The organism is Actinomadura sp. WAC 06369 (assembly GCF_003947565.1).
In the GTDB taxonomy this organism is placed as follows: domain Bacteria; phylum Actinomycetota; class Actinomycetes; order Streptosporangiales; family Streptosporangiaceae; genus Spirillospora; species Spirillospora rifamycini.
The window spans coordinates 1-14,906 of record NZ_QHJN01000183.1 but is presented as its reverse complement, the minus strand read 5'-3'; the positions used below and the strand labels follow the sequence as shown (position 1 = coordinate 14,906).

The following is a 14,906-nucleotide window of genomic DNA, read 5'->3' as shown; positions in this document are numbered from 1 at the left end:
GCACCGCGACCTGGTCCTCGCCACCGGACGCCAGAACCCCCGCCAAACGGCCTGCGGCACGCCCGTCCAACTGCGTCGGCAGATCCACCAGACCGCCCCACCGGCCGGCCAGCTCCAAACCCGCAACTACACCCAGACCCCACACCTGCGCACGCACCGGATCCGCACCATCACCCGCAACCGCGCACACCGCACCCCGCGTCAACACCCACAACGGAGCAGAAACCCCAGACCGGCCCAACCGCCGAACCAGCTCGACCGTGCCTTCCAGCCCGACCGGCACACCACCGCGCACCGAACCGTCCAACGCCAGCAGCGACACCACACCGCTCAGCTCCACGGACGCGAACTCGCCCACACTCTCCAGGGACGTCTGGAGCACCGATGCGCCACGCGACTCCAGGGCTTCCGTGATCTCCGCGGCGTCGGGGCCGTCACCGACCACCAACCACGTTCCGGACAGGACGGCAGCCGACTCGGCGACCGGAACCCACGACACCCGGTAGCGCCAACCGGCAACCGCCGAATCGGCCTGCTCACGACGCCGCCAACCGCTCAACGCCGCCAGCGCCGCATCACCCGGATCCGCCCCCAGCAACTCCACCAAAGCCGCCGAATCACCACTGTCGACCGCAGACCAGAAACTCGCCTCCGCACCGGAAACCACCGCCCCACCGGCACCCTCGCCGCCCGGCTCCGGCCAGTAGTGCCGATGCTGAAACGCATACGTCGGAAGATCAACGATGCAGCCCCCGTCCAGAACGCTCGCCCAGTCCACGGGGGCGCCCTGGACATACGCCTCGGCCAACGAGGCCAGCAACCGATCTGCCCCGCCCTCGTCCCGCCGCAGCGTCCCCACCACCACCGGCGCCTGCTCTTCCAGGCTCTCGGCGATCGCCGGAGTGAGCACCGGATGCGGAGACGCCTCGATGAAGACACCGTGCCCCGTACCGGCCAAGTCACGAACGGCACGTTCGAACTCGACGGTCTCCCGCAGAGACGCGTACCAGTACTCCGGCGTCAACTCCGGCCCCGACAGCACGGCACCACTCATCGCCGACACCATCGTCACCCGCGCCTCGCGAGGCTCGATCCCCTCCAAGACCGAGACGATCTCATCCCGCAACTCATCGACGTGGACGCTGTGCGAGGCGTAATCCACCGGGATCACCCGGTGGCGGACCTGCTCGCCGCACGACTCCGCCAGCTCCCGCAGGGCATCGGCGTCCCCGGACACCACCGTGGCGGACGGTCCGTTCACCGCAGCGACCGACAGCCGCCCGCCGAACGCGGCAATACGGGCGCGGACGGCGTCCACCGGCTCGGCGATCGACAGCATCCCGCCACGACCCGCCAACGCCCGCAGCGTCCGGCTCCGCAGAGCCACCACCTTCGCCGCATCCTCCAGCGACAAAATCCCGGCAACGGCAGCCGCAGCGATCTCACCCTGGGAATGACCGACCACCGCGTCCGGGACTACGCCCGCGGCCTCCCACACCGCCGCCAGCGATACCATCACCGCCCACAGCGCAGGCTGCACCACATCCGCAGCCTCAAACCCATGACGACCCGCAAGGACGTCGTCCAAGTCCCACTCCACAAACGGAGCCAAAGCCGCCGCACACTCCGCCAGCCGCGCCGCGAACACCGGCGACGCCTCCGCCAGCTCACGCCCCATCCCGACCCACTGACTCCCCTGACCGGGGAAAACGAACACCGTCCGGCCCACACCGTTGGGAGAGACCTCGCCCGTGATCACGCCGGGCGCGGGCTGCTGTGTCGCCACTGCGGCCAGACCCGAGACCAGCCCACTGCGGTCGTCGCCCAGGACAACCGCCCGGTGCTCCAAGGCCGCACGCGTCGTCGCCAGCGACCACGCCACGTCCCTCACGGGGAGTTCCGGACGCGCCAGCACATGCTCGCGCAGCCGACCAGCCTGGCCGACGAGCGCAGAGGCGCTGCGGCCGGAAACCGGCCACGGGACACTCGGCATGTCGGCGAGAACCGAGGGTGTCGGCCGAGACTCACTTGCGGCCTCTTGCTCGACCACTTCGGCCGGGGCTTCCTCCATGATCAGGTGCACGTTGGTGCCGCTGATGCCGAAGGCCGAGACGCCCGCCCGGCGGGGACGGTCACCCGCGGGCCACGAAACCGGCTCCTGCAACAGCCACACATTGCCGGACGTCCAGTCGATGTGCGACGACGGCTCATCGGCATGCAGCGTCTTGGGCAGCGTGCCGTGCTGCAACGCCATCACCATCTTGATGACACCCGCGACACCCGCCGCCTGCTGCGCGTGACCGATGTTCGACTTGATCGACCCCAACCACAACGGCCGACCATCCACACGCCCCTGGCCATAGGTCGCCAGCAACGCACCCGCCTCGATCGGATCACCCAACTCCGTGCCCGTGCCGTGCGCCTCCACCACGTCCACATCGGACGCCGACAGCCGCGCGTTGGCCAGCGCCGCACGGATCACCCGCTGCTGCGACGGACCGTTCGGGGCGGACAGGCCGTTCGACGCACCGTCCTGGTTGACGGCACTCCCACGAACCACGCCGAGAATCCGACGGCCCTTGCGCTGCGCCTCGGACAGACGCTCCAGCACGAGCATCCCGACGCCCTCGCCCATGCCCATACCGTCCGCACCATCCGCGAACGCCTTGCACCGGCCGTCCGACGAGAGCGCCCGCAACCGCGAGAAGCCGACGAACTCACCGGGATCGGCCATCACCGTCACACCGCCGGCCAGCGCCATCGAGCACTCGCCCGACCGCAGCGCCTGCACCGCCTGGTGCAACGCCACCAGCGACGACGAACACGCCGTGTCCACCGTCACCGCAGGCCCGTTCAGCCCCAGCGAGTACGACACCCGCCCCGACAGCACGCTCAGCGCGTTCCCGGTGATCAAGTGAGCCTGGGTGCCCGATTCGGCGCCTACAGCACCGAAGTAGCCGGACGATGCCGCGCCGACGAACACGCCCGTGGGGGAACCGTGCAGCGACCGGGGATCGACACCCGCACGCTCGATCGCCTCCCACGACGTCTCCAGCAGCAACCGCTGCTGCGGATCCATCGCCAACGCCTCACGCGGACTGATCCCAAAGAACCCCGCGTCGAACTCTGCGGCACCGGCCAGGAAACCGCCCTCGACCACGTAGGTCGAACCTTCCGAATCGGGATCCGGATCGAACAGCGCCTCGGCGTCCCAGCCGCGATCGGCGGGGAACCCGCTGATCGCGTCCCCGCCCTCGACGAGCAGCGCCCAAAGCTCTTCGGGGGTACCGATGCCGCCCGGGTAACGGCAGGACATACCGACGATCGCGATCGGCTCGGACGGCGCGGCGGCCACTTCGACGACCTGTCCGGGCGTCTCCGCCCCGAACAGCTCGGCAATGATCTCGTCGGCCAGCGCCGAAGCACTCGGGTGATCGAAAACCACCGTGGACGGCAGCCGCAGCCCACACGCACCGTTCAACCGATTCCGGAGTTCGACCGCGGTCAGCGAGTCGAACCCCAGCTCCCGGAACGCACGCGACGCCACGATCTCCTCGGCCGACTCATGCCCCAGCACCGCGGCCGCGTGCGAACGAACCAACTCCACCACCGTGCGCCGCCGCTCGGCCGCCGGCATCCCCGCCAACCGCTCCGCGAACTCACCACGGCCACCGGCGCCGGCCCCTGCCGCGCGCGCGTCCTCATCGGCCTCATCGCGGGCCTCGGGAATCGTGTCCAGCAGCGGGCGCGGCCGGGCCGCGCGGAAGACCGGCGCGAACTTGGCCCACTCCACATCCGCGACAGCGACGAACGTCTCGTCATCGGCGAGGACTTCACCCAGCACCTGTAGTGCCCGGCCCGTTTCGAGGAAGTTCATCCCCTGCCGGAGGAGTCGATGCGGAGTCACCCGACCGGGAGCCTGGTCCATCACCGCGTCGACGGCGTCCCAGTCGCGCGAGTCCCACACGCCCCAGGCGATCGAGGTGCCCGGCAGGCCCCGGGCACGACGCTCCTCGGCCAACCCGTCCAAGAACGCGTTACCCGCCGCGTAGGCGGCATGGTCGTTGCTGCCCCACGTCGCCGAGATCGACGAGAACAACACGAACTCGTCCAAACCCAGAGCGGCGGTCGCCTCGTCCAGATGGACCGCGCCGGCGGCCTTCGCCCCCAACGCCGCCGCGAACCCCTCGTGATCAGTGTCCTCCACCCGCGCCAGATAGGGCGCGTTCGCCGAGTGAAGCACCGTCGACAGGCCCGGCCCCGACTCCTGGATCCAAGGAACCAGGTCGGTCACCTGCTCCCGCATCACCAGATCACAGCCGAGAACATCGACACTCGCCCCAGCACTCGCCACCGACGCGGCCAGTTCGGCCACGCCCGGCGCGGACGGGCCCGAACGCGACGTCAGCACCACGCGGGGAGCACCGTGCTCGGCCAGCCACGGAGCGATGGATGCCCCGATGGAACCGGTGCCGCCGGTCAGCAGAACCGTCCCGCGCGGCGACCACGGCTCCGGCTCCGAACGCCGAGACTCGGCATGAACCAGACGACGCAGGAACGTCCCCGCCTCGCGCACCGCAACCTGGTCCTCGACACCGTCGGCAAGGATCCGGACGAGCCGTGCCCCGGCCTCGGCATCCAGCACCTGCGGCAGGTCGATCAGGCCGCCCCACCGGTCCGGGTGCTCCAGACCGACCGTCCGGCCGAAACCCCACACCTGCGCTTGTGTTGGGCTCGTCGTCACCTCGTCCGGCCCGACGCTCACCGCACCCCGGGTCAACAACCACACCGGCGCCTCGACGTCGGCCTGGACCAGCACCCGGAGCAGTTCGGCGGTCCCGGCCAGCCCGGCGGGCACCCACGGGTACCCGTCCAGGGGCTCCTCGTCGAAAGCCAGCAATGACACCACGCCGGTCGCGCCTGCGGCCACCGCCGTGTCGATGTGCAGCGGGTCGCGCGCAGTGACCACCTCGGCGCCGTGGTCCGTCAGGATGCCCGCGACCGCGTCCCGGTCGGGGCCGTCACCGACCAGCAGCCAGGTGCCGCGCAATACGGGGGTGCCGCTTCCGCTCGCCGGCTGCCAGGAGATCCTGTAGCGCCAGTCGTCCACCGGCTCGTGCGCCGTCTGGACGGCCGCCCTCGCCCCGAGCCAGTAGCGCTGCCGCTGGAAGGCGTAAGTGGGCAGGTCGACGGGGGTGCCGCCACCGAGAATGCTCGCCCAGTCCACGGGGGCGCCCTGGACATACGCTTCGGCCAACGAGGCGAGCAGCCGGTCCGCGCCGCCCTCGTCGCGGCGCAGCGTCCCCACCACCACGACGCCTTCGACATCGTGGAGGCTGTCACCGACCGCCCCCGTCAGGACAGCGTGCGGGGACGACTCGACGAACACCCCATGCCCCGACTCGCCCAAGATTCGGATCGCGCGATCGAACTCGACCGTTTCGCGGAGGCTGGCGTACCAGTACTCCGGCGTCAGCTCGGGACCGTTCAGCCACTCGCCGCTCATCGCCGACACCATCGGAATTCGTGCTTCACCCGGCCGGATCCCTTGCAGCACCGAGACGATCTCATCCCGCAACTCATCGACATGGGCGCTGTGCGAGGCGTAGTCCACCGGGATCATGCGGGTCCGCGGCGACTCACCACACGACTCCGCCAGCTCCCGCAGGGCATCGGCGTCACCCGACACCACCGTCGCCGACGGGCCGTTCACCGCAGCGACCGACAACCGCCCCTCGAACGACGCGATCCACGCGCGGACAGCGTCCACCGGCTCGGCGATCGACAGCATCCCGCCACGACCCGCCAACGCCCGCAAAGTCTTGCTGCGCTGCGCAACGACCTTCGCCCCGTCCTCCAGCGAAAGAATCCCCGCCACCACGGCCGCGGCGATCTCACCCTGCGAGTGGCCCACGACCGCGTCCGGGACCACGCCCGCGGCCTCCCACACCGCCGCCAGCGACACCATCACCGCCCACAACGCCGGCTGCACCACATCCGCCGACTCAAACCCATGACGACCCGCAAGGACATCGCCCAGATCCCACTCCACAAACGGAGCCAAAGCCGCCGCACACTCCGCCAGCCGCGCCGCGAACACCGGCGACGCCTCCGCCAGCTCACGCCCCATACCGACCCACTGGCTCCCCTGTCCGGGGAAGACGAACACCGTCCGACCGAGGTCGGTGGGAGGGACCTCCCCGGTGATCACACCGGGCGCGGGCTGCTGCGTCGCCACCGCCGCCAGACCCGACACCAGCCCGTCCCGGTCGCCACCGAGCACCACCGCCCGGTGGCTCAGGGCCGCACGCGTCGTCGCCAGCGACCACGCAACATCGCCCACTGGCAGCTCCGGACGCGCCACCATGTGCTCGCGTAGGCGGCCCGCCTGGCCGGCGAGCGCCGCGGGGTTGTGGCCGGAAAGGACCCAAGCCGGACGGCCGTGCGTCTCGAGGACGCGCGGGGCGCCGTCGAGGAGCTGCTTCGCGCGGTCCGTCCCGTTCGGGGCCTCCTCCACGATGACGTGCACGTTGGTGCCGCTGACGCCGAAGGCCGAGACGGCCGCGCGGCGCGGACGGTCGCCCGCAGGCCACTCCACCGGCTCCTGCAGAAGCCGCACATTGCCGGACACCCAGTCCACGTGCGGCGACGGGTGTTCGGCGTGGAGTGTCTTGGGGAGAGTGCCGTGCTGCAGCGCCAGCACCATCTTGATGACGCCGGCCACGCCGCTCGCACAGCCGGAGTGCCCGATGTTCGACTTCACCGACCCCAGCCACAGTGGCCGGTCCGCCGCACGCTCCTCGGCCTGGCCGTAGGTCGCCAGCAGCGCCTGCGCCTCGATCGGGTCGCCCAGCGTCGTCCCGGTCCCGTGCGCCTCCACCGCGTCGACGTCGGACGCGTTCAGGCCGGCGTCGGTGAGGGCTTCCTGGATGACGCGGCGCTGCGACGGCCCGTTCGGGGCGGTGAGGCCGTTCGACGCGCCGTCCTGGTTCACCGCGCTGCCGCGGATCACGCCCAGGACCCGGTGGCCGTTGCGGCGGGCGTCCGAGAGGCGTTCCAGGGCGATGACGCCCGCGCCCTCGCCCCAGCCGATGCCGTCGGCTTCGGCGGCGAAGGACTTGCAGCGGCCGTCGACGGCCATGCCGCCCTGCCGGGAGAACTCGAGGAACGCGTCCGGCATGACGAGCACTTCGACGCCGCCGGCCAGGGCCAGGGAGCATTCGCCCAGCCGGAGCGACTGGACGGCGAGGTGCAGCGCGACCAGCGAGGACGAGCACGCGGTGTCGACGGTGACGGCGGGGCCGGTCAGTCCGAGCGTGTAGGAGATGCGGCCGGAGACGACGGCGGTCAGGCCGCCCGTCATCAGGTAGCCCTCGGCGCCCTCTCCGGTCACGCCCGTGCCGTAGGCGGTGCTGCTGGCTCCGACGAACACGCCGGTGTCGGAGCCCTTGAGCGAGGTCGGGTCGATGCCGATCCGTTCGACCGCCTCCCAGGCGACTTCGAGCAGCACCCGCTGCTGCGGGTCCATGGCGAGCGCCTCGCGCGGGCTGATTGCGAAGAAGCCCGCGTCGAAGTCGGCCGCGTCGTAGAGGAAGCCGCCGGTGCGGGCGTAGGCGTCGCCGGTCCCGTTCTCCGCACCGTAGGCGCGTTCCCATTCCGCCCAGCCACGGTCGGCCGGGAAGGGGCCCATGGCGTCGGTCCCGTCGGCGAGGAGGTCCCAGAACTGTTCGGGGCCGGTGATGCCGCCCGCGTAGCGGCAGCCGAGGCCGACGACGGCGATCGGCTCCCGCTCGCCCGCCTCCAGTTCCTCGACGCGCTTGCGCGTCTGGTAGAGGTCGGCGGCGAGCTTCTTGAGGGTGTCGAGGAGCCGGCCGTCCCCGCCGTTGGCCTGCGCTTCACCGGTCATGACTAAAGCCCCAATTCCTTGTTGATGAAGTCCAGGACCTCGCCGGCATCGGCGCTTTCCAGCCGTCCGTCCACCGTCTGCCGCTCCTGCTCGTCCGGCGGTGGCTGCCCGGTGTCCCCCAGCCAGCGGGAGAGCATCGTTCTCAGGCGTGCCGTCACGTCGCGCCGGGCACCGCTTCCTCCGGGGACGGCGGCGAGCGCGGCCTCCAGCCGGTCGAGCCCGTCGAGCACCGGGTCGCCGCCGGTTTCGTTCGGGTCGTCCGCCGCTGCGTCCGGGACGAGTTCGCCGTCCAGGTACTCGGCCAGTTCGGCGGGGGTCGGATGGTCGAAGACGAGCGTGGCGGGCAGTTTCAGGCCGGTGGCGCCGGTCATCCGGTTCCGCAGGTCGATGGCCATGATCGAGTCGAAGCCGAGTTTGCGGAACGGCCGGCCCTTCGGGAGCGCGTCGGCGGAGGAGTGGCCGAGGACGGCCGCGGCCTGCTCGCACACCAGGTCCGCCAACCGGCGCAGCCGCTCGGTGCGCGGCAGGCCCGCGACCGTTTCCGCCAGGCGGCCGGGGGCGGGTGCGGCCGCCTCCCGCGGGGTGTCCGCCGCGGCGGCGTCGTCGCCGGCTTCCGGCAGGTCGGCCAGCAGCGGGCTCGGGCGGCGCAGCGTGTATGTGGGGGCGAACACGGACCAGTCGATGTCGGCGACGGTGAGCGAGTCCTCTCCCGCGTCCAGTGCCTGCCCGAGGGCCTGGACGGCGAGTGCCGGGTCCATGGCCCGGAGGCCGTAGCGGTTCAGCCGGGCGCCGATGTCGCCGCCCGCCATGCCTCCGCCTTCCCACAGGCCCCAGGCCAGGGCCGTGGCCGGGCAGCCTGCGGCGCGGCGCGCTGCGGCGAGCCCGTCCAGGAAGCCGTTCGCGGCGGCGTAGCCGGCCTGCTCGCTGCCGCCCCAGACGGCGGCGCCTGAGGAGAACAGGACGAACGCGTCCAGGTCGCGGTCCGCCGTCAGCTCGTCGAGCCAGCGGGCCCCGTCCGCCTTGGGCGCGCACACCTCGGCGAGGTCCGCGGCGGTGGTGCCGGCGACGGTGCGCCCCTGGCCGACGCCCGCGGTGTGCATCACCGTGGACAGGGCCGGGCCGCCGGTGGCGTCGATGTGCTTCAGCAGGCCCGCGACGGCCGGGCGCTCCGCGACGTCGCAGGCGACGACGTCCACGCCGACGCCGGCGGCGGCCAGTTCGGCGGCCCGTGCGGGGACGCCCTCGGTGGCGGGTCCGCGGCGTCCGGTCAGCACGACCCGGCGGGCGCCGCGCCCGGCGAGCCAGCGTCCGACGTGCTCACCGATGGCGCCGGTGCCGCCGGTGACCAGCACCGTCCCGCGCGGGGCCCAGGCCGTCCCCGGCGCAGGGACGGACGGGCGCGGGGCGCGGGCCAGCCGCCGCCCGTACGCGCCGGACCGGCGCAGCGCCACCTGGTCCTCCCGGCCATCGGCGAGGACGGCCGCGAGCCGCCCGGCGACCGGCCCCTCGATCCGTTCCGGGAGGTCGACCAGGCCGCCCCACGACCGCGGATGCGCCAGGGCGACGGAGCGGCCGAGGGCCCAGATCTGCGCCTGCACGGGCGTGCCCGCGGTCTCGTCTCCGGGAGCGACGACCGCCCCGCGGGTCAGCACCCACAGGGGCGGTGCGGGCGCGTTCGTCCCGTCCGGCCTCTCGGTCACGGCCTGCGCCAGGGCGAGGGTGGCGACGAGACCGCGCGGCACGCCGGGGTGGGAGGCGAGCGGCGCGTCCGCGTCCGTGTCGAGGGCGAGCGCGGACACGATGCCCGACAGGTCGGCGACGTCGCCGGGCAACGCGGCGGCCAGCGCGTCCTTGTCGGTGGTGTCGATTCCGTCGACGTCGACCGGAAGGACCCGGACGCCGGCGGCGGCCAGGGCGTCGGCGACGTCGGGGGCGTTCCCGATGAGCAGCCAGGTCCCGGTCGGTGCTGCACCGTCGGCGGCGAGTGTTTTCCAGGCGATCCGGTAGCGCCAGTCGGCGATCGCCGACTCGGCGCGTTCGCGGCGGCGCCATTCGGTCAGCGCGCCCAGGGCAGTGTCGGACGCGTCCACCCCGAGCAACTCGGCCAGGGCGGCCGCGTCGCCCGTCTCGACGGCGTTCCAGAAGCCCGCCTCGGCGGAAGTGCTCGCGGTGACCGGTCCCGGCCCGGCCGACGGCTCTTGCGGCTCCGGCCAGAAGCGGTCCCGCCGGAAGGCGTACGTGGGCAGGTCGACCGTCGCGCCGCGGCCCAGGACGGCACCCCAGTCGATGGAGACGCCTTGGACGTGCGCCGTGGCGAGCGAGGTCAGCAGCCGGTCCGCGCCGCCCTCGTCCCGGCGCAGCGTCCCCACCGCTACCGGAGTCCGGTCTTCGAGGCTCTCGCTGATCGCGGGGGTGAGGACCGGATGCGGAGACGACTCGATGAAGACACCGTGCCCCGAGTCGGCCAGCGCCCGGATGGCTCGGTCGAACTCGACCGTTTCGCGCAGGCTGGCGTACCAGTACTCCGGCGTCAGCTCGGGGCCGTTCAGCCACTCGCCGCTCATCGCCGACACCATCGGGATCCGCGCCTCGCGAGGCTCGATCCCCTGCAGGACTGAGACGATCTCGTCCCGCAATTCGTCGATGTGGGCGCTGTGCGAGGCGTAATCCACCGGGATCACCCGGGTGCGGACCTGCTCGCCGCACGACTCCACCAGCTCCCGCAGGGCATCGGCGTCCCCGGACAGCACCGTCGCGGACGGGCCGTTGACCGCAGCGATCGAGAGGCGCTCCCCGAAGGGCTCGATGCGCGCACGGACGTCGTCGGCGGGCTCGGCGATCGACAGCATCCCGCCACGCCCCGCCAACGCCTTCAGCGTCTTGCTGCGCAGCGCGACGACCTTCGCCGCATCCTCCAGCGAGAGAATCCCGGCGACGGCGGCCGCAGCGATCTCGCCTTGCGAGTGGCCCACGACCGCGTCCGGGACGACGCCCGCGGCCTCCCACACCGCCGCCAGCGACACCATCACCGCCCACAGCGCAGGCTGCACCACATCCGCAGCCTCGAACCCGTGACGGCCCGCAAGGACGTCGTCCAGATCCCACTCCACATGAGGTGCAAGGGCCGCCGCGCACTCCGCCAGCCGCGCCGCGAACACCGGCGACGCCTCCGCCAGCTCGCGGCCCATGCCGACCCACTGGCTCCCCTGACCGGGGAACACCAGCACCGTCCGGCCCACGCCATCCGAGGGGACTTCGCCCGTTACCACACCGGGGCCGGGCTGCTCCGTTGCGAGCGCGGCGAGGCCGGCGAGCAGTTCGGTTCGGTCCGTCCCCAGAACGACGGCGCGCTGCTCGAATGCCGTCCGGGTGGTGGTCAGCGACCACGCCACATCGTGCGCCGGCAGTTCCGGGCGCGCCGCCACGTGCTCGCGCAGGCGGCCCGCCTGTTCGGTGAGCGTTTCGGAATCCCGGCCGGACAACGCCCATGCCGTAATACCGGACGACAGCACCGGCTGTGCGTCGTCGGTGGTCTCGGGGGCGTCGGCCGGGGCTTCCTCGACGATGACGTGGGCGTTCGTGCCGCTGATCCCGAAGGCCGAGACGCCCGCCCGGCGGGGACGGTCACCCGCGGGCCACGAAACCGGCTCCTGCAACAGCCGCACGTTCCCGAACGTCCAGTCGATGTGCGACGACGGCTCGTCGGCATGCAGCGTCTTGGGCAGGGTTCCGTGCTGGAGCGCCATCACCATCTTGATGACGCCCGCGACGCCCGCCGCCTGCTGCGCATGACCGATGTTCGACTTGACCGACCCCAGCCACAACGGCCGATCACCCGCACGCCCCTGGCCATAGGTAGCCAGCAGCGCACCCGCCTCGATCGGATCACCCAGCTCCGTACCGGTCCCGTGCGCCTCCACCACGTCCACATCGGACGCCGACAGCCGCGCGTTGGCCAGCGCCGCACGGATCACCCGTTGCTGCGACGGGCCGTTGGGCGCCGTGAGGCCGTTCGAGGCGCCGTCCTGGTTGATCGCGCTGCCGCGGATCACCGCCAGCACGCGGTGCCCGTTCCGGCGGGCCTCCGACAGGCGCTCCAGCACCACGATGCCGACGCCTTCGCCCATGCCCATGCCGTCCGCGCCCTCTGAGAACGCCTTGCACCGGCCGTCCGGCGAGAGCGCCCGAAGCCGGGAGAAGCCGACGAACTCGCCCGGGTCTGCCATCACCGTCACGCCGCCGGCCAGAGCCATCGAGCACTCTCCCGACCGCAGCGCCTGCACCGCCTGGTGCAGCGCCACCAGCGACGACGAACACGCGGTGTCGACGGTCATCGCCGGGCCCACCAGTCCGAGCGAGTAGGCGATCCGCCCGGACAGGACGCTCATCGCGGCGCCGGTCATGCGGTGCCCTTCGCCCCCGACCGTCTCCGGGCCGGTGTCGAGGTACGAGGAGCGGGCCGCGCCGACGAACACGCCCGTGGGGGAACCGTGCAGCGACCGGGGATCGACACCCGCACGCTCGATCGCCTCCCACGACGTCTCCAGCAGCAACCGCTGCTGCGGATCCATCGCCAACGCCTCACGCGGACTGATCCCGAAGAACCCCGCATCGAACTCCGCGGCCCCGCTGAGGAAGCCGCCTTCGATGACGTAGGTGGTGCCTTCGGCTTCCGGGTCCGGGTCGAACAGCGCCTCGGCGTTCCAGCCGCGGTCGGCCGGGAAACCGCCGATCCCGTCACCCTGGTCGGCCAGCAACCGCCAGAGTTCATCTGGGGTCCGGATGCCTCCCGGGTAGCGGCAGGACATACCGACGATCGCGATCGGCTCCGCCGGGGCGGCGACCGCCGCCGGGGCCGCCGCCGCGTCGTCCGTCTCCGTACCGAACAGCCGCGCGAGGACCTCCTCGGCCAGGGCCGTCGGGTTGGGATGGTCGAACACGACCGTGGCGGGCAGCTTGACGCCCGCGGCCGCGTTGAGCCTGTTCCGCAATTCCACGGCGGTCAGGGAGTCGAAGCCCAGCTCCCGGAACGCCCGCGCGGACGGCACGTCCGCGGCCGAGGAGTGTCCGAGTACGGCCGCCGCGTGCGCGCGGACCAGCTCCACGGTCACGTGCCGCCGCTCTCCCGCCGTCAGGCCCGCCAGCTTGGCGGCCAGTTCGCCGACCGGTCCCGCCGCCGGGGCCGCCGCGCCGGTCTCGGTGGCCGCCGGGGCCTGTTCCTCGCGCGCCTCCGGGATCTCGTCCAGCAGCGGACGCGAACGCGCCGCGCGGAACACCGGGGCGAACTTCTCCCACGTCACGTCGGCGAGCGCGATGAACGTCTCGTCGTCCGCGAGGACCTCGTCGAGAGCCGTCAGCGCCCGCTCGGTCTCGAGAAAGTTCATGCCCTGCCGGCGCAGGCGCCGCGGCGTCACCCGGCCGGGGCTGTGGTCCATGAGGTCGTCGACGGCGTCCCAGTCGCGCGAGTCCCACACACCCCAGGCGATCGAGGTGCCCGGCAGACCCCGGGCACGGCGCTCCTCGGCCAACCCGTCCAGGAACGCGTTCCCCGCCGCGTAGGGGCCGTGGTCGTTGCTGCCCCACGTCGCCGAGATGGACGAGAACAGCACGAACTCGTCGACATCCAGTTCGGCCGTCGCCTCGTCCAGGTAGGAGGCACCGGCGGCCTTCGCACCCAGCGCCGCCGCCAGGCCCTCCCGGCTGGTGTCCTCCACGCGGGCGAGGTAGCCGGTGTTCGCGGAGTGCAGCACCGTCGACAGGCTCGGCCCGCCGTCCTCGATCCACCCGACGAGGTCGAGGACCTCCGACCGGACGCCGGTGTCGCAGCTCACGATGTCGACGGCCGACCCGGCGGTCGCCATGGACGCCGCGAGCCCGACCGCGCCGTCCGCGTACGGGCCGGAGCGGCTCGTCAGCACGACGCGCCGCGCCCGGCGTTCGGCGAGCCGATTCGCGACGCAGGCGCCGATCGAACCGGTCCCGCCGGTCAGCAGCACGGTGCCGCGCGGCCGCCACGGCGCGCGGCCGGCCGGCCGCGGGTCGGCGCGGACCAGCCGGCGCACAAGCGTGCCGGACTCGCGCAACGCCACCTGGTCTTCGCCGCCGTCCGCGAGGACCGCGGCGAGCCGGGCCCCGGCGTCGGCGTCGAACACGGGAGGAAGGTCGACCAGGCCGCCCCAGCGGTCCGGGAGCTCCATCCCGATGACGCGCCCCATGCCCCACAGCTGCGTCTGCCGCGGGTCGGTCGTCACATCGCCCGAGCCGGTCCGCACCGCGCTCTGGGTCAGCAGCCACAGCGGCGCGGAGATCGCGGCGTCGCCGAGCGCCTGCACCAGGTCGACGGTCCCCGCAGTGCCGCGCGGGACCCACGGGTACCGCGGGTCCTCGCCTTCCTCCAGCGCCAGCACCGACACGACGCCGGCCACCTCGTCGACGGCCGCCTCGGCGAGCGACTCGATCCCGGTGCGCACCACCCGCGCGCCGTGCTCCGCCAGAGCCCGGACGCATGCGTCGGCGACGGCGCCCTCACCGACCAGGAGCCAGGTGCCGACCAGGACCGGACGGCCGGGCGCGGCGGCGTCGCCGATCGGCTGCCAGCGGATGCGGTAGCGCCAATCCTCGACCCCCGCCGCGGCCGGAGGCCGGGCCGCCGCCTCCACGGGCCAGTAGCGCTGCCGCTGGAAGGCGTAAGTGGGCAGGTCGACGTTGGTGCCGCCGCCTAGAACGCTTGCCCACTCGATAGAGGCGCCTTGGACATACGCCTCGGCGAGCGAGGCCAGCAGGCGATCCGCCCCGCCCTCGTCCCGGCGCAGTGTCCCGACCACCACCGGCGCCTGGTCCTCCAGGGTTTCGCTGATCGCGGGGGTGAGCACCGGGTGCGGGGACGATTCGACGAACACCCCATGCCCCGACTCGCCCAGGACCCGGATCGCGCGATCGAACTCGACCGTCTCGCGCAGGCTCGCGTACCAGTACTCCGGCGTCAGCTCCGGGCCGTTCA

2 protein-coding genes are annotated in these 14,906 nt (G+C 72.6%); both read right to left on the bottom strand.

The window, feature by feature from the left end:
* Positions 1-7,906: type I polyketide synthase (locus tag DMH08_RS33435; RefSeq protein WP_125620028.1), on the bottom strand; the 7,906-nt coding region annotated here is incomplete at its 3' end.
* A 2-nt stretch (positions 7,907-7,908) separates the two neighbouring features.
* A partial coding sequence (locus DMH08_RS33430; RefSeq protein WP_125620026.1) for a type I polyketide synthase occupies positions 7,909-14,906 on the bottom strand: 6,998 nt, incomplete at its 5' end.